This is a genomic window from Streptomyces sp. NBC_00234, from assembly GCF_036195325.1.
In the GTDB taxonomy this organism is placed as follows: domain Bacteria; phylum Actinomycetota; class Actinomycetes; order Streptomycetales; family Streptomycetaceae; genus Streptomyces.
In genome coordinates this window covers 1,976,664-1,999,118 of sequence record NZ_CP108101.1, presented here as the reverse complement: position 1 = coordinate 1,999,118, position 22,455 = coordinate 1,976,664, and the positions used below count along the sequence as shown (strand labels likewise).

The 22,455-nt window shown below is 70.6% G+C and carries 18 protein-coding genes; 13 read left to right on the top strand and 5 right to left on the bottom strand.

All coding sequences use genetic code 11. The features are described 5' to 3' along the window. Positions 1–57 precede the first annotated feature (57 nt). A complete protein-coding gene (locus OG230_RS08665; RefSeq protein ID WP_328909555.1) occupies positions 58–606 on the bottom strand; it encodes a methylated-DNA--[protein]-cysteine S-methyltransferase in 549 nt (182 codons plus the stop codon). A gap of 62 nt (positions 607–668) precedes the next feature. Continuing rightward, positions 669–1,544 carry a glycerophosphodiester phosphodiesterase gene (locus tag OG230_RS08660; protein WP_328909554.1) on the bottom strand — a complete coding sequence of 292 codons (876 nt, stop codon included), beginning with the start codon at positions 1,542–1,544 and terminating at the stop codon, positions 669–671. Between the two features lie 216 nt (positions 1,545–1,760). Here OG230_RS08660 and OG230_RS08655 point away from each other — a divergent pair, with 216 nt between their 5' ends. The 5 genes from OG230_RS08655 to OG230_RS08635 all read left to right on the top strand — a co-directional run bounded on the left by OG230_RS08655 (position 1,761) and on the right by OG230_RS08635 (position 8,943). Then, on the top strand, positions 1,761–2,630 hold the full coding sequence (locus OG230_RS08655; RefSeq protein WP_328909553.1) for an MHYT domain-containing protein: 870 nt from the start codon (positions 1,761–1,763) through the stop codon (positions 2,628–2,630). A gap of 39 nt (positions 2,631–2,669) precedes the next feature. Next, positions 2,670–4,796 carry an excinuclease ABC subunit UvrB gene (gene uvrB, locus OG230_RS08650; protein ID WP_328909552.1) on the top strand — a complete coding sequence of 709 codons (2,127 nt, stop codon included), beginning with the start codon at positions 2,670–2,672 and terminating at the stop codon, positions 4,794–4,796. A 135-nt stretch (positions 4,797–4,931) separates the two neighbouring features. Then, positions 4,932–5,546: a TerD family protein gene (locus tag OG230_RS08645; RefSeq protein ID WP_328909551.1), complete on the top strand. Its 615-nt coding sequence runs from the start codon at positions 4,932–4,934 to the stop codon at positions 5,544–5,546. 157 nt (positions 5,547–5,703) lie between these two features. Next, complete coding sequence (locus tag OG230_RS08640; protein WP_328909550.1) at positions 5,704–7,665, top strand: TerD family protein; 1,962 nt, start codon at positions 5,704–5,706, stop codon at positions 7,663–7,665. A 264-nt stretch (positions 7,666–7,929) separates the two neighbouring features. Then, entirely contained in the window at positions 7,930–8,943 is a 1,014-nt protein-coding gene (locus OG230_RS08635; protein WP_328909549.1) for a TerC family protein, read from the top strand. A gap of 109 nt (positions 8,944–9,052) precedes the next feature. Here the strand turns inward: OG230_RS08635 and OG230_RS08630 are convergent, their stop codons facing one another. Together OG230_RS08630 and OG230_RS08625 are read right to left on the bottom strand one after the other, a co-directional pair. Then, complete coding sequence (locus OG230_RS08630) at positions 9,053–9,709, bottom strand: MBL fold metallo-hydrolase (RefSeq protein ID WP_328909548.1); 657 nt, start codon at positions 9,707–9,709, stop codon at positions 9,053–9,055. A 10-nt stretch (positions 9,710–9,719) separates the two neighbouring features. Further along, a complete protein-coding gene (locus OG230_RS08625) occupies positions 9,720–10,406 on the bottom strand; it encodes a maleylpyruvate isomerase family mycothiol-dependent enzyme (protein ID WP_328909547.1) in 687 nt (228 codons plus the stop codon). Between the two features lie 175 nt (positions 10,407–10,581). Between OG230_RS08625 and uvrA the strand changes: the two genes are divergently transcribed. Continuing rightward, on the top strand, positions 10,582–13,635 hold the full coding sequence (gene uvrA, locus OG230_RS08620) for an excinuclease ABC subunit UvrA (RefSeq protein ID WP_328909546.1): 3,054 nt from the start codon (positions 10,582–10,584) through the stop codon (positions 13,633–13,635). Between the two features lie 250 nt (positions 13,636–13,885). Beyond that, positions 13,886–14,314, top strand: a complete 429-nt coding sequence (locus OG230_RS08615) for a Rieske (2Fe-2S) protein (RefSeq protein WP_328909545.1) — start codon at positions 13,886–13,888, stop codon at positions 14,312–14,314. A gap of 66 nt (positions 14,315–14,380) precedes the next feature. Here OG230_RS08615 and OG230_RS08610 read toward each other — a convergent pair whose 3' ends face one another. After that, positions 14,381–15,307 (bottom strand): hypothetical protein, encoded by a 927-nt coding sequence (locus OG230_RS08610; RefSeq protein ID WP_328909544.1) that lies wholly within the window; start codon positions 15,305–15,307, stop codon positions 14,381–14,383. Between the two features lie 227 nt (positions 15,308–15,534). Between OG230_RS08610 and OG230_RS08605 the strand changes: the two genes are divergently transcribed. The 6 genes from OG230_RS08605 (at position 15,535) to whiA (ending at position 22,180) form a co-directional block, all read left to right on the top strand. Further along, a complete protein-coding gene (locus tag OG230_RS08605) occupies positions 15,535–16,146 on the top strand; it encodes a papain-like cysteine protease family protein (RefSeq protein WP_328909543.1) in 612 nt (203 codons plus the stop codon). Between the two features lie 4 nt (positions 16,147–16,150). Beyond that, complete coding sequence (locus OG230_RS08600; protein WP_328909542.1) at positions 16,151–17,026, top strand: hypothetical protein; 876 nt, start codon at positions 16,151–16,153, stop codon at positions 17,024–17,026. Between the two features lie 102 nt (positions 17,027–17,128). Beyond that, complete coding sequence (gene uvrC / locus OG230_RS08595; RefSeq protein ID WP_328909541.1) at positions 17,129–19,186, top strand: excinuclease ABC subunit UvrC; 2,058 nt, start codon at positions 17,129–17,131, stop codon at positions 19,184–19,186. Continuing rightward, positions 19,183–20,169, top strand: coding sequence for an RNase adapter RapZ (gene rapZ, locus OG230_RS08590; RefSeq protein ID WP_328909540.1), 987 nt, complete (start codon positions 19,183–19,185; stop codon positions 20,167–20,169). Before uvrC ends, rapZ begins: the two co-directional genes overlap by 4 nt. Continuing rightward, complete coding sequence (locus OG230_RS08585; RefSeq protein ID WP_328909539.1) at positions 20,166–21,200, top strand: gluconeogenesis factor YvcK family protein; 1,035 nt, start codon at positions 20,166–20,168, stop codon at positions 21,198–21,200. The genes rapZ and OG230_RS08585 overlap by 4 nt, the downstream gene beginning before the upstream one ends. Then, positions 21,191–22,180: a DNA-binding protein WhiA gene (gene whiA, locus OG230_RS08580; RefSeq protein WP_266745531.1), complete on the top strand. Its 990-nt coding sequence runs from the start codon at positions 21,191–21,193 to the stop codon at positions 22,178–22,180. Before OG230_RS08585 ends, whiA begins: the two co-directional genes overlap by 10 nt. The last annotated feature ends 275 nt before the right edge of the window (positions 22,181–22,455 follow it).

The window sequence follows — 22,455 nt, the reverse complement described above, 5'->3', positions numbered from 1 at the left end:
GTACGCAGTACGAAAACGGCTTTCACGGCCCGGGAACGGCCGCCAGGGGAAGTTGGCCTAGAACAACGGCTGAGGCAGGACGCCTTCGAGGGCCAGCAGCTGTCGCTTCGTCTCCAGCCCTCCGCCGAAGCCCCCGAGCCCGCCGTCGCTCTCCACGACCCGGTGGCACGGCACGACCACCGGCAGCGGATTGGACCCCATGGCGGCCCCCACGGCCTGGGCCGCCCCCGGCTGGCCCACCCGGCCCGCCAGATCCCCGTACCCGACGACCGTCCCGTACGGCACACCGGACGCGAGCTCCCGGAGCACCTCGCGGTTGAAGCCGGAGGTCAGCGACCAGTCCAGATCCAGCGTGAACGCGCGCAGCTCACCCGCGAAGTACGCCGCGAGCTGACGTATCGGTTCGGCCAGCCTGGGAGAACCGGGCGGCGCCTCCACCGGCACCGAGCCGAGCCGCGTCCCCAGCTGCCCGAGCGCCTTCTCGCGCACCGCGGGGCGGGCATGGAAGACCACGCTCACCAGCCCCGTGCCGGTCGCGACAAGCAGCAGGGGGCCGATGTCGCTCCCGACGGCGGACCACTGCACGTCCTGCTCGGTGCTCTTCATACCGACCACCGTACGGCCGGGCACTGACAGCGCCCGGCCGTACGCAGGTCCTGCGCCCCGGCTCAGCCGGTGGCGTCCCGCACCACGTCGGGGTTGTTGGTGATGATGCCGTCGACACCGAAGCCGGCGACCTTGGCCGCGGTCGCCGCGTCGTTGACCGTCCAGGTGTTCACCTGGAGCGGCTTGCCGTGCGCGCCCTTCAGCTCCTGCACGGCGGCCACGTAGTCGGCGCTGAGCGTGCCGTGCGACGGGTTGATCTGGTCGGTGAACGCCGCGTACGAGGGCAGATCGGCCACGGCGGGCGTGCCGAGGAATCCGGTCACGACGTCGGGGCGCTGCGCGTGGACCGCCTTCACGCTCTCCGCGCCGAAGCTCTGGATGATCAGCTTGTGCTTGACGTGGTGGCGGTTGAGCCAGCCCTCGTTCTGCAGGACCTGGAGGGTGTCCTTCTCGATACCGGGGTAGGTCTCCGGGCTCTTGATCTCCAGGAGCAGCCCCTGGTGGTTGCGCTCGACCTGGTGCAGATACTGCTCCAGCGTCGGAACGCGGGCTCCTGCGAACTGCGCTCCGAACCAGCTGCCGGCGTCGAGCCGCGCGATCTCGGCGGCCGTGAAGTCCTTGACCGCCCAGGGCGCGCGCTCGGGGAAGAGCTCCTCGACGTCGGTGGTCCGCTTGAGGTTCGTGTCGTGCATCACGACCAGCACGCCGTCCCGGGTGCGCTGCACGTCGTTCTCGACCCAGTCGATGCCCAGGTCGTCCGCAGCGTCGACGGCGGCCAGGGTGTTCTCCGGGGCGTACGCGGAAGCGCCCCGGTGCGCGAAGACGACCGGGGCGTCGTGCGTGCCGGCGGCCTGGGTCTGGGAAGCGGCCAGGAGAAGACCACTGCCGCCGAGCAGAGCGGCGACGGTCGTCGAGACGGTTACGGTGCGTACGGACACGGGTTCTCCTCGCGGTCAGAGGTGCGGGCGCATCGAGCGTGGCAGCCGATCACCAACGGAGAACAGGTCGCCGGTGGCCACTACGTGAACGGAACCTGCGGTGCCGGATCCAGCCCGGGATTCCGTGCCGATAGCATGCGTTTCCTATGTTTGCCTGCCGGGCCTCGCCCCATGGGGCACCCCCCGAACCCGGGCTTCCGTGAAGGGCTTACCAGCATGCAGGGCACAGTTGACGGATTCAGCTACGGGCTCGTGACCCCGGTCGTGGCCTTCCTCATGGCGTGCCTCGGCGCCGCCCTGGGGCTGCGCTGCACGATCCGGTCACTGCGGACCGAGCGTTCCTTCAAGGCCGGCTGGCTGGCGCTGGGTGCCACCTCCATAGGCTCCGGCATATGGACGATGCACTTCGTCGCGATGATGGGCTTCTCCGTCCGGGAGGCACCGGTCGGCTACGACAAACCCATCACGTTCGCCAGCCTGGCCCTGGCGATCGTGATGGTCGGTATCGGCATCTTCATTGTCGGCTACCGCGGGGCGACCCGCATGGCGCTGATCACCGGCGGCATCATCATGGGCCTCGGCGTCGCGTCCATGCACTACCTCGGAATGGCCGGGATGCGGCTCCAGGGGCAGTTCGAGTACGACACGGTCACCGTGTCGCTCTCCGTGATCATCGCCGTGGTGGCGGCCACGACGGCACTCTGGGCGGCCGTGTCCGTCCACGGGTTCCTCCCCAGCCTCGGCGCGAGCGTGGTGATGGGCGTCGCGGTGAGCGGCATGCACTACACCGGCATGGCGGCGCTCAGCGTGCACCTGCACCCCGCCGCCGGTGCCGCGTCGGGCGGCGACGCCCCCACCACGCTGCTCATCCCGATGCTGGTCGGCCCGTGCTGCTTCCTGCTGCTCGCCGGAGTGATCGTGATGTTCGATCCCCTGGTGGTCATGGGCGACCCGGACGGGGACGAGTACCGGCCGGGGCGCGCGGCACCCGGCACCGACCGGCGGGCCGGCATCCCCGCCCAGCGCGGGCACGTCGCGCACCGGACGCCCGCGGGCCGGGACCCGCGCCCGCCGCGGAACCGGTGATCCGCCCCCGTTGTCAGTGCCGGGTCGTACGGTGGTTGCATGCGGCCCGTTTCGAAGATCGAACGTTCGGTGGCGCCTTTCGAGGTCGTCAGTCCCTACCAGCCCAGCGGTGACCAGCCCGCGGCCATCGCGGAGCTGGAGCGGCGTATCCGCGGAGGCGAGAAGGACGTCGTCCTGCTCGGTGCGACCGGCACCGGAAAGTCGGCGACCACCGCCTGGATGATCGAGAAGCTGCAGCGCCCCACCCTGGTCATGGCGCCGAACAAGACGCTCGCGGCCCAGCTCGCCAACGAGTTCCGCGAGCTCCTGCCCAACAACGCCGTCGAGTACTTCGTCTCGTACTACGACTACTACCAGCCCGAGGCGTACGTACCGCAGTCGGACACCTACATCGAGAAGGACTCCTCGATCAACGAGGAGGTCGAGCGGCTGCGCCACTCCGCGACGAACTCGCTGCTCACCCGCCGCGACGTCATCGTCGTGGCCTCCGTCTCCTGCATCTACGGCCTCGGCACGCCCCAGGAGTACGTGGACCGGATGGTCCAGCTCAAGGTCGGCGACGAGATCGACCGCGACCAGCTGCTGCGCCGCTTCGTCGAGATCCAGTACACCCGGAACGACCTGGCGTTCACCCGGGGCACCTTCCGGGTGCGGGGCGACACCATCGAGATCTTCCCGGTCTACGAGGAGCTCGCCGTCCGCATCGAGATGTTCGGTGACGAGATCGAGGCGCTCTCCACCCTCCACCCCCTGACCGGTGAGGTCATCAGCGAGGACCAGGCGCTCCACGTCTTCCCCGCCAGCCACTACGTCGCGGGTCCCGAGCGCATGGAGAAGGCGGTCGGAGGCATCGAGAAGGAGCTGGAACAGCGCCTCGCCGAGCTGGAGAAGCAGGGCAAGATGCTGGAGGCCCAGCGGCTCCGCATGCGCACCACCTACGACATCGAGATGCTCCGCCAGATCGGCACCTGCTCCGGCGTCGAGAACTACTCGATGCACTTCGACGACCGCTCGCCCGGCACCGCGCCCAACACCCTCCTCGACTACTTCCCCGAGGACTTCCTCCTGGTCCTCGACGAATCGCACGTCACCGTGCCCCAGATCGGCGCGATGTACGAGGGCGACGCCTCCCGCAAGCGGACCCTCGTCGACCACGGCTTCCGGCTGCCCTCCGCCCTCGACAACCGCCCGCTGAAGTGGGAGGAGTTCCTCGGCCGGATCGACCAGACCGTCTATCTCTCCGCCACTCCGGGGAAGTACGAGCTCTCCCGCGGCGACGGCTTCGTGGAGCAGATCATCCGACCGACCGGCCTCGTCGACCCGGAGATCGTCGTCAAGCCCACCGAGGGCCAGATCGACGACCTGGTGCACGAGATCCGCAAGCGCACCGAACGGGACGAGCGGGTCCTCGTCACCACCCTCACCAAGAAGATGTCCGAGGACCTCACCGACTACTTCCTGGAGCTCGGTATCCAGGTCCGCTACCTGCACAGCGACGTCGACACCCTGCGCCGCATCGAGCTCCTGCGCGAGCTGCGCGCCGGTGAGTACGACGTCCTGGTCGGCATCAACCTCCTGCGCGAGGGGCTCGACCTGCCCGAGGTGTCCCTGGTGGCCATCCTCGACGCCGACAAGCAGGGCTTCCTGCGCTCCGGCACCTCGCTGATCCAGACCATCGGGCGCGCGGCGCGCAACGTGTCGGGTCAGGTCCATATGTACGCGGACAAGATCACCCCGGCCATGGCGCAGGCCATCGACGAGACCAACCGCCGCCGCGAGAAGCAGATCGCCTACAACACCGAGCGCGGCATCGACCCGCAGCCGCTGCGCAAGAAGATCAACGACATCGTCGCGACCATCGCCCGCGAGGAGGTCGACACCGAACAGCTCCTCGGCACCGGCTACCGCCAGGCGAAGGGCCCCAAGGCACCCGTCCCGGCCCTCGGCGGCAAGGCCGCCAAGGGCGCGGCCGGCAGGGGGAAGGCGGACGGCGCGGTCGTCACCGACCGGCCCGCGACGGAACTCGCCGGGATCATCGAGGAGATGACCGACCGGATGAGGGCAGCCGCCGCGGATCTCCAGTTCGAGGTGGCCGCGCGGCTGCGCGACGAGGTCGGCGAACTGAAGAAGGAACTGCGGCAGATGAGGGAGGCGGGGCTCGCCTGACGGCAGGGCATCCGCTGTGTTGCAGGACCGACACAAAAGGCGACCGGCTCTCCTGCGCTGTCGGTGCGACTGCGTAGGGTGCGGGGCAACCGCACACACAGTTGGTTGCGGGGACACTCTGAGAGGGGACAGCGCGTGGTGGACGTATCCAAGGGCAATGCGCCCGGGGGCCCTGGCGTCAATCTGACCAAGGGGCAGGCCATCAGCCTGGAGAAGCGGGGCGGGGGAGCCCTCACCGCGGTGCGGATGGGGCTCGGCTGGCAGGCGGCTCCGCGCCGCGGCCTGTTCGGCTCACGGACCCGGGAGATCGACCTGGATGCCTCGGCGGTGCTCTTCGCCGACAAGCAGCCCGTCGACGTCGTGTTCTTCCGTCACCTGGTCAGCGACGACGGTTCGGTCAAGCACACCGGTGACAACCTCGTCGGCGGCGCCGGTTCGGGCGGGGACGACGAGGCGATCCTCGTCGACCTCCAGCGGGTCCCGGTCCACATCGACCAGATCGTCTTCACGGTGAACTCGTTCACCGGCCAGACGTTCCAGGAGGTGCAGAACGCCTTCTGCCGCATCGTCGACGAGACCAACGGCCAGGAGCTCGCGCGCTACACGCTCGACGGCGGGGGGCAGTACACCGCCCAGATCATGGCGAAGGTGCACCGCGTGGGCAACGGGTGGCAGATGACCGCCCTCGGGAACCCGGCCAACGGCCGCACCTTCCAGGACCTGATGCCCTCGATCCTGCCGCACCTGTAGGCACGCAGGACCTGGCACGCATCGGTACGAGCAGCTCCCGGAGGCATCCGCCGCCGGGAGCTGCACCACATACCGAGGCACCGGCACGACACGTACGGACAGCACCGCAGAGCAGTACCGCACGCAGGACACCGAAGTTCGTCGAGGGGACAGGGCAATGACGGCCGAGCTGGTCCGGGGGCAGAACCACACCTTGCCCCAGACCCGTCTGGAGATCCGGGTATCGGCGGGTTCACCTGTCGTGGCCGGTGCCACCCTCGGAGACGAACAGGGCACGGTGCACGGCATCGAGTGGATCGCCCACCCCGGTTCGCCCCAGCTGCCCGGCCTCGAAGTGTCCAAGCAGGCAGCCGCCGACCACCGGCTCGCCGTGGACCTCGACGCACTGCCCGGTTCGGTGCACCGCGTCACCGTGCTGCTGGCCCTTCCCGTCGGGGCGGGCGGTCCGGTGCGGTTCGGCGCGGTCGCCGCGCCCTTCGTCGCCGTCACCGGCCTCGACGGCACCGAGATCGCCACGTTCACCCTCACCGGGCTGGACGCCGAATCCGCTGTCACCGCCCTGGAGCTCTACCGCCGCCAGGGCGTCTGGAAGGTCCGCGCCGTCGGTCAGGGGTACGCGGCCGGCCTGGCCGAGATGCTCGCCGACCAGGGGGTGGACCGGGCCGCGGAGCTGGCCGGTTCGATCCAGGAGGCGGTCGCCCGGGGCATGGCCCGCTCGGTGGCCCCGCCACCGCCCCGCACCCCCGACGGCGACCGTGTACGCCACGGAGCGGCGGGTCCCGGCCCCGCCCCGGGCGAGCAGCCGCACCCGGCGGCCGTGCCCCCCGCCACCCCGGTGACCCCCGAACCGCTGCCCGACCCCGCCACCGCGGGCCCCGCCGCCACGCCCCCGGCGGGCGGCCCCATCAACTACGCGCACCCGCGGCGGGCCACCGCACCCCCGCCGCCCCCGCCCACCGCGCCGCCCGCGGCGCCGGGATCGCCGGCCGTGCCGGTCGCGGGCGACGCCACCGGCTGGTCCATGGACGAACGCCTCTACAACCAGATCTGGGGCATGTTCGAGGACCTGGCCCGCGCCACCGCGGCGTACCGCAGCGCGGTCGACTTCGCGGAGTCGCGCATGGACCAGGAGCTCGACCGCGCGCTCTCCGACCCGCGCAACCGGATCGGCGGAGCGGGCGACCGGGCCCGTGAGGCGGCCCGCGCCAAGCGCGACGAACTGACCTCCCGGGCCCGCGAGGCCCTCGACCGGGACCTCGGCCAGCTCGCCGCCGAGGCCGCCGTCGTCGAACCCGCGCTCCCCGCCGCGTACGCGGGCTGGGCCAACCCCGTCTGGCACGCCTACCGGGTGCCGATGGAGATGCCGATGGCGCTGCGCATCGGCGACCTGCATCTGCCCGAAGCCGCCGAGCTGCGCATCCCCCTGCTGGTACGGCTGCCGCTGGAGCGCGGCATCTGGGTCGACAGTGGCCGTACGGCCTCCGAGGCGGCGACGCTGATGGATTCCGGCCGGCTGCGCCGTCTCGCCCTGGAGACGGCGGTCGTGCACGCGGCGCGCCTGCTCGCGGTGTATCCCCCCGGTGAGTTCTCCGTGCACGTCATCGACCCGGCGGGATCGGGCGCAGGGGCGCTCGCCCCGCTGGCCGGGGCCGGTGTTCTGGCCGGGCCGCCCGCCGCCGGACCCGGGGGAGTGGCCTCGGTCCTTTCCCACCTCACGCGGCGCGTGGACCTCGTACAGATGGCGATCCGGGCGGGCGCCGCCGACTCGCTCCCGCCGGACCTGGACACCGGAGAGCAGCTGCTGATCGTCAACGACTTCCCGCACGGCTTCGACGACCGGGCCGTCACCCAGCTGCGCTACCTCGCGGACGAGGGCCCCTCGGTGGGCGTCCATCTGCTGATGGTCGCCGACCGGGAGGACGCCTCGGCGTACGGGCCGGTGCTCGATCCCCTGTGGCGTTCGCTTCTGCGGATCACTCCCGTCGCCGACGACCATCTGGCCGATCCGTGGGTCGGTCACGCATGGACGTACGAACCGCTCGGACTTCCGGCGGGGAGCCGGGTCCTGGAGCAGGTGCTCGCCCGGGTCGCCGAGGCGCGGCGCACCGGGGGCCGCTGACCGCGAGGGGCCGGAAGCCTTCCCCAACTACCGGCCCTGACCTGGTCTTTTAGGCGTGCCTTACCCTTCTCTTTACCTTTTCTTGGTGATTCCTGTACTGTTCTCCGGACGGAGGGGAGTACTCCCATACGCTGCGTTCCCGTCAGTACGGACTGTGACCGGTCCCGGGGCGCCGGCCGGCCGCGCACCCCGCGCGTCCCGGTGGAAGAGACCTCCGGCAGCGACGACGCTGATCAGTAGCCGTAGCGAACTGCCGGAGGCGCAGTGGACGTTTCATTCACCCTTTGGGCACTGACCATTCTGGGTCTGAGTGCTTTGATCGCCGTCGACTTCTTCATCGGGCGCAAACCCCATGACGTGTCGACCAAGGAAGCCGGAATCTGGACGATCGTCTGGATCGCGCTGGCCGCCCTCTTCGGACTCGGTCTGCTCCTGGCCGGCGAGAGTCAGGCGTCCGGCGAGTTCTTCGCCGGATTCATCACCGAGAAGTCGCTGAGTGTCGACAACCTCTTCGTCTTCGTCCTGATCATGGCGAAGTTCTCGGTGCCCTCGCATCTCCAGCAGCGCGTGCTCCTCGTCGGCGTGCTGATCGCCCTGGTCCTGCGAGCGATCTTCATCGCCGCCGGCGCGGCGGTCATCGCCAACTTCTCCTGGGTCTTCTACATCTTCGGCGCGTTCCTCATCTACACCGCCTGGAAGCTCATCCAGGAAGCGCGGGCCGACGAGGAGGAAGAGGACTGGGAGGAGAACAAGCTGCTCAAGGCGGCCGAGCGGCGCTTCGGTGTGGCCGACAGGTACTACGGCACCAAGCTCTTCATCGTGAAGAACGGCAAGCGCATCATGACCCCGCTGATGGTGGTCATGCTCGCCATCGGGACCACCGACGTGCTGTTCGCGCTGGACTCCATCCCGGCGATCTTCGGTCTGACCCAGGACCCGTACATCGTCTTCACCGCCAACGCCTTCGCCCTGATGGGTCTGCGTCAGCTGTACTTCCTCATCGGCGGTCTGCTGAAGAAGCTGGTCCACCTCAGCTACGGCCTGTCGGTGATCCTCGGCTTCATCGGCGTGAAGCTGGTGCTGCACGCGCTCCACGAGTCCGGGGTGAATGTCCCCGAGATCTCCATCCCGTTCTCGCTGGCCTTCATCGGCGGCGTCCTGGTGATCACCACGATCACCAGCCTGATCGCCAACAAGAAGCAGGCGGCGGCGGAGGCCGCGGCGGAGTCGAAGAAGGTCGGACCCGCCGACGAGGAGACGAAGAGCGTCGACGCCTGACCGGGGGTGACACCCGTGGCGTGGAAGAAGTAGAAGAACCGGCACCGGCCGGGGTGGGCGGAAGGTTCCGCCCACCCCGGCCGGTGTGGTGTTCAGGTGCGGGGAGCGCTCACCAGCCGCGCTCGCGCCACTCGGGCAGCTGAGGCCGCTCGTCGCCGAGCGCGGTGTCGTGCCCGTGACCCGGGTAGACCCACGTCTCGTCCGGCAGCGGCTCGAAGAGCTTGGTCTCCACGTCGTGGAGCAGGCTCGCGAACGCCTCCGGGTCCTTGCGCGTGTTGCCGAGCCCACCGGGGAAGAGGCAGTCCCCGCTGAACAGGTGCGGCGCCCCGTGCGGGTCGTCGTAGACCAGGACGATGGAGCCCGGGGTGTGTCCGGTGAGGTGCCGGGCGGTCAGCGACACACGGCCCACCCGGATCGTGTCGTTGTCCTCCACGAGGACGTCGGTCGGGACCGGGATGCCCTCGGCGTCGTAGCGCCCCGCGTAGGTGCGTGCGCCGGTGGCCGCCACGACCTCGGCGAGCGCCTGCCAGTGGTCGCCGTGCCGGTGGGTGGTGACGACGGACGCGATGCCGTCGTCACCGATCAGCTGCAGCAGGGTCCCGGCATCGGCGGCCGCGTCGATCAGCAGCTGCTCACCGGTGGCGCGGCAGCGCAGCAGATAGGCGTTGTTGTTCATCGGTCCGACCGCGACCTTGGAGATCATGAGGTCGGTCAACTCGTGTACGTCCGCAGGTCCGCCGACCTTGACCGCTCCGCTGTACGTCATACGACTCAGCCTATAGCGGGGGCAGGGCGGGAAGGGGGCCGCCCAGCGTGCTCAGCGCGGAGCCGTCGCGGCGCCCACAGAGCCAGCCCAGGACCTCGGGAGCCGTCCCCCGGACGGTGACGGGCCCGCCTTCGGCGCCGCCGCCGGTGGTCCACGTGTGGCCGTCGGCGAGGACCGTCGTCGCCACGACGTCGGGGTGGCCGGCGAACCGGTTCGCCAGGAAGTCGCTCTCCCTGGTCACGAAGTCCGCCGAGAGGTCCTCCAGCTCGTAGCCGATCCCGAGGTCGACGTGGTGCAGTTCGACCTCGATCAGGCGGCGGAAGGGGATGCGGGCCGCGCTGTCCGTCACTCCGTTGCGCAGGGTGACCGTGCGGGCCCAGTCGGCGGTGCCGGCCCCCGCCTCCAGGAAGCGGGCCGCGCTCTCCCTGAGGTCGGCCAGCTGTTCGTCGAGCGGACGGGGGGCGTCACGCTCGATGTCCCCGTCCCGGGTTTCGCTGCTCGCGTACATCGGGCGCCCTTGGAGAACATTTACGAGCGCGTCGGCGTTACGTGACAGGTGGGCCAGTACGTGCCCACGGCTCCACCCCGGGAGCCGTGACGGCTCGGCGAGCGAAATATTGTCCAGTTTGCCCGTCGCGCTGAGCAGCCGGTCGGTTGCCTCGCGTACAGCGCCCAGGTCGCGCACATGATCAATCATGAGGCCGAGCCTAGCTCCGCCACTCGATCGGGTGAAGGAGTCCGAGCGCGGCCGTAAATCGAATGTGCGTGCTATACGCTCGGAATCGAAAGCTTTCTACATCGCTGTGGCGCCCCCCATACCCTGGGACAGGGGCTCAGTTCCCCCGCTTCTCTCAAGAAAGGTGCGGACCGGCGTGGCCGACCGTCTCATCGTCCGTGGCGCGCGCGAGCACAACCTCAAGAACGTCTCGCTCGACCTGCCCCGCGATTCCCTCATCGTCTTCACCGGGCTCTCCGGGTCGGGCAAGTCGTCCCTCGCGTTCGACACGATCTTCGCCGAGGGCCAGCGACGCTACGTGGAGTCGCTCTCCTCGTACGCCCGGCAGTTCCTCGGCCAGATGGACAAGCCGGACGTCGACTTCATCGAGGGCCTCTCGCCCGCCGTCTCCATCGACCAGAAGTCGACCTCGCGCAACCCGCGCTCGACGGTCGGCACCATCACCGAGGTCTACGACTACCTCCGGCTGCTGTTCGCCCGGATCGGCAAGCCGCACTGTCCCGAGTGCGCGCGTCCCATCTCGCGTCAGTCGCCGCAGGCCATCGTCGACAAGGTGCTCGGCCTGCCCGAGGGCAGCCGCTTCCAGGTGCTCTCGCCGCTCGTGCGCGAGCGCAAGGGCGAGTTCGTCGACCTCTTCTCCGATCTGCAGACCAAGGGCTACAGCCGGGCCAGGGTCGACGGGGAGACCATCCAGCTCTCCGAGCCGCCCACGCTGAAGAAGCAGGAGAAGCACACCATCGAGGTGGTCATCGACCGCCTCACGGTCAAGGACAGCGCCAAGCGCCGGCTGACCGACTCCGTGGAGACCGCGCTCGGCCTCTCCGGCGGCATGGTCGTCCTGGACTTCGTCGACCTCCCCGAGGACGACCCCGAGCGTGAGCGGATGTACTCCGAGCACCTCTACTGCCCGTACGACGACCTCTCCTTCGAGGAGCTGGAGCCCCGCTCCTTCTCCTTCAACTCGCCCTTCGGTGCCTGCCCCGACTGCACGGGGATCGGTACGCGCATGGAGGTCGACCCGGAGCTGATCGTCCCGGACGAGGACAAGTCCCTGGACGAGGGCGCGATCCACCCCTGGTCGCACGGACACACCAAGGAGTACTTCGGGCGGCAGATCAGCGCCCTCGCCGACGCCCTCGGATTCCGTACGGACATCCCCTGGGCGGGACTGCCCCAGCGCGCCAAGAAGGCCCTGCTCTTCGGTCACAAGATCCAGACCGAGGTGCGCTACCGCAACCGGTACGGCCGCGAGCGCGCGTACACCACCCCCGCCTTCGAGGGCGCGGTGCAGTTCGTGAAGCGCCGGCACTCCGAGGCGGAGAGCGACTCCAGCCGGGAGCGCTTCGAGGGCTATATGCGCGAGGTGCCCTGCCCGACCTGTGAGGGCACGCGGCTCAAGCCGCTCGTCCTCGCGGTGACGGTGATGGAGAAGTCCATCGCCGAGGTCGCCGCGATGTCGATCAGCGAGTGCGCCGACTTCCTCGGCCGGCTCAAGCTGAACGCCCGCGACAAGAAGATCGCCGAGCGGGTGCTCAAGGAGGTCAACGAGCGGCTGAAGTTCCTCGTGGACGTCGGCCTGGACTACCTCTCGCTCAACCGCGCCGCGGGCACCCTCTCCGGTGGCGAGGCCCAGCGCATCCGGCTGGCCACCCAGATCGGCTCCGGTCTGGTGGGCGTCCTGTACGTCCTGGACGAGCCGTCCATCGGGCTGCACCAGCGGGACAACCACCGGCTGATCGAGACCCTCGTCAGGCTCCGCGACATGGGCAACACGCTCATCGTCGTCGAGCACGACGAGGACACCATCAAGGTCGCCGACTGGGTCGTCGACATCGGCCCCGGTGCCGGTGAGCACGGCGGCAAGGTCGTCCACTCCGGTTCGCTCAAGGACCTGCTGGCCAACAAGGAGTCGATCACCGGGCAGTATCTGGCCGGCAAGCGCGCCATCCCGATGCCCGGCATCCGGCGCCCGGTCGACCCGACGCGGCAGCTCACGGTGCACGGTGCCCGGGAGAACAACCTCCAGGACATCGACGTCTCCTTCCCCCTCGGTGTGCTCACCGCGGTCACCGGTGTCTCCGGATCGGGCAAGTCGACCCTGGTCAACGACATCCTCTACACCCACCTGGCGCGCGAGCTGAACGGCGCCAAGTCGGTGCCCGGCCGGCACACCCGGGTCGAGGGCGACGACCTCGTCGACAAGGTGGTGCACGTCGACCAGTCGCCGATCGGCCGTACGCCGAGGTCCAACCCGGCCACGTACACCGGAGTCTTCGACCACGTCCGCCGGCTCTTCGCCGAGACGATGGAGGCGAAGGTGCGCGGCTATCTGCCGGGCCGCTTCTCCTTCAACGTCAAGGGCGGCCGCTGCGAGAACTGCTCCGGCGACGGCACCATCAAGATCGAGATGAACTTCCTGCCCGACGTGTACGTCCCGTGCGAGGTCTGCCACGGAGCGCGCTACAACCGGGAGACCCTCGAAGTCCACTACAAGGGCAAGTCCATCGCCGAGGTGCTGGACATGCCGATCGAGGAGGGTCTGGAGTTCTTCGAGGCCGTCCCGACGATCGCCCGCCACCTGCGCACGCTCAACGAGGTGGGCCTCGGATACGTCAGGCTCGGGCAGTCCGCGCCGACGCTCTCGGGTGGTGAGGCGCAGCGTGTGAAGCTGGCGAGCGAGCTCCAGAAGCGCTCCACGGGCCGCACGGTCTACGTCCTGGACGAGCCGACCACGGGTCTGCACTTCGAGGACATCAGCAAGCTGATCACGGTGCTCTCGGGCCTGGTCGACAAGGGCAACTCGGTGATCGTCATCGAGCACAACCTCGATGTCGTCAAGACCGCGGACTGGGTCATCGACATGGGTCCCGAAGGGGGCAACGGCGGCGGTCTCGTGGTCGCCGAAGGCACCCCCGAGCAGATCGCGTCGGTGCCCGCCAGCCACACCGGGAAGTTCCTCCAGAGCATCCTGGGAGCGGACCGGATCAACGAGGCAGCCGTGCCGGCGGCCCGTAGGCCCGCCCGGAAGACGGCTGCGAAGCAGACGGTGGCCGCCAAGGCCGCCCCGGCCCGTAAGACGGCCACGGCCAAGACCTCGGCGGCGCAGCCCGTCGCGAAGAAGGCCGCTGCCAAGAAGGCCGCCGTGAAGAAGCCCGCCGCGAAGAGGGCGGCAGGCGCCCGGAAGGCGTGAACACCGGCTGACCGGGACAGCGCCTGCTGACCCGGACATGCCGCAGAGGTGGCGGTCCCCGGCCCCGGGGGCCGCCACCTCGCCGTCGGGCCGCCTTCCCTGCCGGACCCACCCCGGTCCCTGCCGGAACCGGCCCGGTCGCAGGGCCGCCGATCTCCGCCGGTATCGTCGGTTCTGTCGCCGCCGCCTCCGGTCCCCGGCCCCTCGGGTGCCCTGACGGCTCTCTGCCCCCTCACCCCGTGGAGACCGCATGTCCGGCCTGCCCGCCGCCCGCCGTACCGTGCTGAAGGGCGCCGCTCTCGCCGGTGCCGCCGGGCTGGGAGTGGCCGCCTGCTCGACCGAATCGAAGCTCGGCCACGCGAAGACGCCCACGCCCACCGCCCCCGTCGCCCTCGGTGCCGCGGACGAGGTCCCGGTCGGCGGAGCCAAGCTCTACCGGGAACAGCGGCTCGTCGTGAGCTGCCCCGCGAAGGGCCAGTACAAGGCGTTCAGCGCCCAGTGCACCCACGCGGGCTGCGTCCTGGACAAGGTCGAGGGCACCGAGGGCCACTGCCCCTGCCACGGCAGCCGCTTCGACACCACGACCGGCAAGGCGCTGCAGGGCCCGGCGACCGTGCCGCTGCCCTCCGTCCCGGTCAGGGTCGAGGGCGGGAACCTCGTGGCGGGCCCCGACGCCTGACGGAGCCGTGCGGGCGTCCCGCCGACCGGCCGCGCGACCGTCAGACCCCACCGCCCGGCGGGCACCTCACTCCCAGTCCCAGTCGATGCCGACCAGCCCGGGCCGTACCCCCTGCTCGACCAGGTGGACGGTCCGGTGCCGGCCGGTGAGCGTGAGATCCGTCCGGGCACCGCGCGGCGCCCCCGCCGACACCTGGACGAAGCGCCGGCACCGGACCGGCAGCGCGGCCTCGTCGAAGCGCACCTGCAGCACGTACTGCCCGCCGCCGAAGCTGAACCCCCGCACGTACTCGTCGCACCGACCGCCCGTCCCGTCCTCGAAGCCGTAGCCGAAGAGGTACGTGTCGCCCGCCCGCAGACGGGTGTCGAACAGCAGCTCGGCGACGAGCACCCCCGCCTCCTGGTCCCAGCGGACCCGGCCCGTCCGGCAGTTCTCCCGTGCGCGCACCTCGACCCCGGACGGATCGCAGCCCGGATCGCCGCGGTGGACGGCGAGGTAGCGGTCGATCCCGTCCCGGTGCGCGCGTACGACGTGCTGCGACTCGCGTCCCGCCATCTCCCGGCCCGCCGCGATCCGTACCCGTTCCTGGTGTCCCACGGTGTGCAGCCCGCCGTCGGCCGGTGACTCCATCGAGGCCAGCAGCCGCTCCACCGCACCGGACGCCTCCAGCAGCGTGCGGTAGGAGCGGGCGGCCGGGCGCTCGGCGTCCGGCGGGACCTCGCCGGCCTCCAGCAGCCGGAGGAGGGAGTTGCCCGGCAGGGCGAGCACTTCCTCCAGCGCCTTCACCGCCCGCAGCGACTCGGCGCGCCGCGGTCGCCGGGCACCTTGCTGCCAGTAACTGAGGCTCGTCACGCCGACGTTGATGCCCCGGTGCGCGAGATGGTGCTGCACCCGCTGGAGCGGCAGCCCCCGCACCGAGAGCGCCGTGCGCAGGGCCAGATGGAACGGACCGGTGTGCAGCACCTGCGCCAGTTCGCCCTCGGTGTGCCGCATCTCGGCCTCCAGTGAACGTTCACGACGGGGAACGGCGACACCGGTCCGGCGGGAGCGGGCGGCCAGGTGACCGGGGCCGGAGTGTTCACACCGCGGCCCCGCCGTTCACACCGTGATGTCACCCCGCATTGAAGCGTGTTGACCCGTTCCGGACAACGGCAGATGCTCATCCGCAGCGTCCGGACGCGCTCCTCCGATCCCCACACCCCCGCCACGGGAGGAACGTCATGCACAACCGAAGAATCGGGCCGGGAAGGTTCCCCTTCGCGGCTCTCCTGGCCGCCTTGCTCCTCGCGGTGCCCGCGGCGACCGCCACCGCGGCCGAGTCGCCCATCACCACGGCCGGCAGCACCGTCGCCGCCGCACAGCGGCTCGACATCACCATGCAGGCCCAGCAGAAGAGCAACTGGTGCTGGGCCGCAGGCGGCAACACCATCGCCACCTGGTTCGGCCGCACCTACACCCAGAACCAGTTCTGCAACGCGGCCTTCGGCCGTACCCAGGGCTACGACTGCCCCAACTCGCAGGCCACGCTCGGTGATGTGCAGGACGGTCTGTACTGGGCCGGCGTCAACCCCGGTTCGTACGTCACGGGCTGGCTGCGCTATCCGACCCTCCAGGGCGAGATATCCGCCGGGCGTCCGGTCGAGACGCGTATCCAGTGGTCGTCGGGCGGCGGTCACATGCACGTCCTGTACGGCTACGACGACGCCAACAGCTGGGTGTACTGGGGCGACCCCTGGCCCTCCAGCACCCGCTACAACTGGGCCTCCCACGCCTGGTACGTCAACAACGCCGAATTTTCCTGGACCCACTCGCTCTACCGGATCGGGGCGTGACCCGATGACCTCCACGACCCGGCGCACCGTCGTGGCCGCCGCGCTCACCGGCGCCGCGCTGTTCACGGCCGCCGCTCCCCAGGCCGCCGCCGCCCCAGGGCCGGGGACGCCTCCCGCGTTCACCGCCTCGACCATGGCCGCGGCCCACAGGGCGGCCACCGCTTCGACGACCCTGGACACCCTGTCCAGGTTCTTCGCCAGGGAGGGCGCGGTCACCAGGTCCGCCGCGGCTCCGCGGATCGAGGGGGAGGCCGTCGCCGTGCGCACCCTCGCCCCGGACTTCGTCGCGGGGAAGGCGGGGGCGGCCCTCACCCGGCTGGAATACCTGGCCACCACCGCCGTCTCCTCGGACGGTCAGAAGGCCACCCTGTGGACCGTCCCGAAGGACGGCACGAACACCGACTGGCAGGTGGTGAACATCGCCACCGGCGACGACGAATCGCGGTACACGGCGGCAGGCGCCCGCAGGCTTCCGGGCGGCACCGTCTTCCGTGAGCCGCAGATCGACGCCTGGTACGTCCACAAGGGCGCCCGGGTCCTCCCGCTGGACGAGGACGCGGCCCGCGCGGTCGGCGAGGGCGGCACCACGCTGAGCGCCTACGGAAACCGGGTGCGGAAGGAGTACGGGGACAAACTCCCCGGCTCCGGCTACGCCCACTCGGGCAAGGCGGGCGGCTACGCCCCCGGGACGGGGCCGGAGCCCGGCACGGAGAAGGTCGCCGCCCGGCAGGCGACCGCCGCGGCGGGCACCCACGACACCGCCCTCACCGTCACCTCGGCCGTCGCCGGAGCCGGGGCGCTGCTGGTCCTGGTCTCCTGGGCCCTCACCACGGTCCGCCGTGACCGCAGGCGCCGGGAGACCCTCGCCACGGGCGCCTGACCCCGTCCGCCGCTCCGCGCTCCGGGGAACCCCCACACCCGGAGCGCGGACCGGTCCGCCGGCGAGGCCGCGCTGTCACCGCCCACAAGTAGGGTGTGAGACATGGCAGACCCCTCCAGCTACCGCCCCAAGCCGGGACAGATCCCCGACTCCCCGGGGGTCTACAAATTCCGCGACGAGCACCGCAGGGTGATCTACGTCGGGAAGGCCAAGAACCTGCGCCAGCGCGTGGCCAACTACTTCCAGGACCTCGCCAACCTGCACCCGCGCACGCGCACGATGGTCACCACCGCGGCCTCCGTCGAATGGACCGTCGTCTCCACGGAGGTCGAGGCGCTCCAGCTCGAATACTCCTGGATCAAGGAGTTCGACCCCCGGTTCAACGTCAAGTACCGCGACGACAAGAGCTATCCGTATCTCGCGGTCACCCTCAACGAGGACTTCCCCCGCGTCCAGGTGATGCGTGGAGCCAAGAAGAAGGGCGTGCGCTACTTCGGGCCGTACGGGCACGCGTGGGCGATCCGCGAGACCGTCGACCTGATGCTCCGGGTCTTCCCCGTGCGTACGTGCTCCGCGGGTGTGTTCAAGAACGCCGCGCGGACCGGCCGCCCCTGCCTCCTCGGCTACATCGGCAAGTGCTCGGCGCCCTGTGTCGGCCGGGTCACCCCCGAGGAGCACCGCGAGCTCGCCGAGGACTTCTGCGACTTCATGGCGGGCCGTACCGGTACGTACATCCGCCGCCTGGAGAAGGACATGATGCAGGCGGCGGAGGAGATGGAGTACGAGCGCGCGGCCAGGCTCCGCGATGACGTGGAGGCGCTCAGGCGGGCGATGGAGAAGAGCGCCGTCGTCCTCGCCGATGCCACCGACGCCGACCTGATCGCCGTCGCCGAGGACGAGCTCGAAGCGGCCGTGCAGATCTTCCACGTCCGCGGCGGCCGGGTCCGCGGCCAGCGCGGCTGGGTCACCGACAAGGTCGAGGCGGTCGACACCGCGGGCCTCGTCGAGCACGCGCTCCAGCAGCTGTACGGGGAGGAGACGGGCGACTCCGTGCCCAAGGAGGTCCTGGTCCCCGCGCTCCCCGAGGACGACGGAGCCGTCGCTCAGTGGCTCGCCGGGCGCCGTGGCTCCCAGGTCAGCCTGCGCATTCCGCAGCGCGGTGACAAGAAGGACCTGATGGCCACGGTCCAGCGCAACGCCCAGCAGGCCCTCGGGCTGCACAAGACCAAGCGCGCGTCCGACCTGACGACCCGCTCCCGTGCCCTGGAGGAGATCTCCGAGGCGCTCGGCCTCGACACGGCCCCGCTGCGCATCGAGTGCTACGACATCTCCCATCTCCAGGGCGACGACGTGGTGGCGTCGATGGTGGTCTTCGAGGACGGTCTGGCCCGCAAGAGCGAGTACCGCCGCTTCCAGATCAAGGGCTTCGAGGGCCAGGACGACGTGCGGTCGATGCACGAGGTGATCGGCCGCCGCTTCAAGCGGTACCTCCAGGACAAGGAGCGGACGGGGGAGTGGGAGGAGACCCCCGCCCAGGCCCTCACCGGCACCGCCGGCCCCGCGATCACGGGTCCCGCCCCCACCGGCGCCGTACCCGCCGTGGACGAGGCCGGGAGCGAGCCCCGGGAGGACGACGGCAGGCCCAAGCGGTTCGCGTATCCGCCGCAGCTTGTCGTCGTGGACGGCGGGCAGCCCCAGGTCGCCGCGGCCAAGCGGGCCCTGGACGAGCTGGGCATCGACGACATCGCCGTCTGCGGCCTCGCCAAGCGGCTCGAAGAGGTCTGGCTGCCCGATGACGACGACCCCGTGGTCATGCCCCGCTCCAGCGAGGGTCTCTATCTCCTCCAGCGGATCCGTGACGAGGCCCACCGCTTCGCCATCACCTATCAGCGAGCCAAGCGGGCCAAGCGCATCCGCAGCAGCCCCCTGGACGACGTCGCGGGCCTCGGCGAGACCCGGAAGCAGGCTCTGATCAAGCATTTCGGCTCCGTGAAGAAGCTGCGGCAGGCGACAATCGACGAGATCTGCGAGGTCCCGGGGATAGGGCGCAGGACGGCGGAATCAGTGGCCGCCGCCCTCGCCTCGACCACCCCGGCCGCGCCCGCCGTGAACACGGCCACAGGAGAGATCATTGAAGAGGACGACGGGGGCACGTCATGACTGAGCACCAAAACGAACGCGCGCACGAAACCGACCCCGGGCACCACAGCACCGACCGAGCAGACGGAGCAGCACACGTGAGTACGGGCACCACCAACGAGACGGGTGAGGCCACCGCGCCGGCCATCCCCGAACTGGTGATCATCTCCGGCATGTCCGGCGCCGGGCGCAGCACCGCCGCCAAGTGTCTCGAGGACCTCGGTTGGTTCGTCGTCGACAACCTGCCGCCCGCGCTGATCCCCACGATGGTGGAGCTCGGCGCCCGCTCCCAGGGCAACGTGGCCCGTATCGCCGTCGTCGTCGACGTCCGGGGCCGCCGCTTCTTCGACAACCTCCGGGAGTCCCTCGCGGACCTGGAGGCCAAGCACGTCACCCGGCGGATCGTCTTCCTGGAGTCCTCGGACGACGCCCTCGTGCGCCGCTTCGAGTCGGTCCGCCGCCCGCACCCCCTCCAGGGCGACGGCCGGATCGTCGACGGCATCGAGGCCGAGCGCGACCTGCTGCGCGAGCTGCGCGGCGACGCCGACCTGGTGATCGACACCTCCAGCCTCAACGTGCACGAGCTGCGGGCCAAGATGGACGCCCAGTTCGCCGGCGACGAGAAGCCGGAGCTGCGCGCCACGGTGATGTCCTTCGGCTACAAGTACGGCCTGCCCGTCGACGCCGACCTGGTCGTGGACTGCCGCTTCCTGCCGAACCCGCACTGGGTCCCGGAGCTGCGGCCCTTCACCGGGCTCAACGAGGAGGTGTCCGCGTACGTCTTCGACCAGCCGGGCGCCAAGGAGTTCCTCAACCAGTACACGGAACTGCTCCAGCTCATCGCCACCGGCTACCGCCGCGAGGGCAAGCGCTACGTGACCGTCGCCGTCGGGTGCACGGGCGGCAAGCACCGCTCCGTGGCGATGTCCGAGAAGCTGGCCGCCCGGCTGGCCGCGGAAGGCATCGAGACCGTCCTCGTCCACAGGGACATGGGGCGCGAGTGACCAATCGCAATCTGCGTCTGCGGCGGTTGAGCAGAGCCACCTCTGCGCTGTCCGGACGCAAGCGGAGCGCCCAGCCCAAGGTCGTCGCCCTGGGCGGCGGCATGGGCCTGTCCGCCTCGCTCACGGCGCTGCGGCGGATCACCGGCGACCTCACGGCGGTGGTCACCGTGGCCGACGACGGGGGCTCCAGCGGCCGGCTCCGCGAGGAGCTGGGTGTGCTGCCGCCGGGCGACCTGCGCAAGGCGCTGGCGGCGCTCTGCGGGGACGACGAGTGGGGCCAGACCTGGGCCCAGGTCATCCAGCACCGCTTCGAGTCCAAGGGCGACCTGCACGAGCACGCGGTCGGAAATCTGCTGATCGTCGCCCTCTGGGAGCAGCTCGGCGACCACGTGCAGGCGCTCGACCTCGTCGGCAAGCTCCTCGGCGCCCACGGCCGGGTGCTGCCGATGTCCGCCGTACCCCTGGAGCTCCAGGCGCTCGTACGGGGCCACGACCCGGAGCACCCCGACGACATCGTCACCGTGCGCGGGCAGGCGACGGTGGCGCTCACCCCGGGCGAGGTGCAGTCCGTGCACGTCGTTCCGGCCGACCCGCCGGCCGTCCCGGAAGCGGTCGCCGCCGTCCTCGACGCGGACTGGGTGGTGCTCGGTCCGGGCTCCTGGTTCTCCTCGGTGATCCCGCACCTGCTCGTCCCGGAACTGCACGACGCGCTGGTCGCCACGAAGGCCCGGAAGGTGCTTTCGCTGAACCTCGCGCCGCAACCCGGTGAAACAGATGGCTTCTCACCGCAGCGTCATTTGGAGGTTTTGGGACGACACGCCCCTAAACTCGCCTTGGACGTGGTGTTGGCCGACGAGGCCGCCGTGCCCGACCGCGAGTCCCTCGCCGACGCCGCACAACGGCTCGGCGCCGCGGTCGAGCTGGCGCCGGTAGCTTCACCCGATGGTGTTCCGATCCATGATCCGGAGCTGTTGGCCGCCGCGTACGACCGTATTTTTCGGATGCATGGAAGGATCGGCCCATGGCGATGACGCCAGCGGTGAAGGACGAAATCTCTCGGCTTCCCGTAACCCGGACCTGCTGCAGGAAGGCAGAAGTCTCGGCGATTCTTCGGTTCGCGGGCGGGCTGCACCTGGTGAGCGGCCGGATTGTGATCGAGGCGGAGCTGGACACCGCGATGGCGGCGCGCCGGCTGAAGCGGGACATTCTCGAGATCTTCGGGCACAGCTCGGAGCTGATCGTGATGGCCCCCGGCGGGCTGCGGCGCGGCTCCCGCTATGTCGTACGGGTGGTGGCGGGCGGCGACCAGCTCGCACGCCAGACCGGACTGGTGGACGGCCGGGGCCGTCCCATCCGCGGGCTGCCCCCGCAGGTGGTCTCGGGGGCCACCTGTGACGCCGAGGCGGCCTGGCGCGGGGCCTTCCTGGCGCACGGCTCGCTCACCGAGCCGGGTCGTTCCTCCTCCCTGGAGGTGACCTGCCCGGGTCCGGAGGCGGCGCTCGCCCTGGTCGGTGCGGCCCGCAGGCTCTCCATCGCGGCGAAGGCCCGCGAGGTGCGCGGCGTGGACCGCGTCGTCGTCCGCGACGGCGACGCCATCGGCGCGCTCCTCACCCGCCTCGGTGCCCACGAGTCGGTACTGGCCTGGGAGGAGCGCCGGATGCGGCGCGAGGTCCGCGCCACGGCGAACCGCCTCGCCAACTTCGACGACGCCAACCTGCGCCGCTCGGCGCGCGCCGCGGTGGCGGCGGGCGCCCGCGTGGGGCGCGCGCTGGAGATCCTCGGCGAGGAGGTGCCCGAGCACCTCGCGGCGGCCGGACGGCTGCGCATGGAGCACAAGCAGGCGTCCTTGGAGGAGCTGGGCGCGCTGGCCGAGCCGCCGCTGACCAAGGACGCGGTCGCGGGGCGTATCCGCCGGCTGCTGGCCATGGCCGACAAGCGGGCCCAGGACCTCGGTATCCCGGGGACGGAATCCACGCTGAGCGAGGAGCTGGCCGACGGGCTCGTCGGCTGACCGGCTCCCCTCGCGCCCGGACATCCCGCTGCCGGCGCCCCCGCAAGGGTGCGCCGGCAGCGGCGTGTCCGGGCGCAGACGCTTTTCGGACGTCTCTTTCCCGTGCGTCGGTGTCCGGGATCCCGGACACCGTGCCGCGCCGGTCGCGGCCCAATTACCTCACCGGCGCGGCCGTACGCAAGCCTTTCCTGTCGGAAAGAGGCGTACGACTCAGGGCTGTTGACACTCCGTAGCCGGCTCCGAGGGCCCATGAGCCTGCCCGGTGCCCGCCGTGG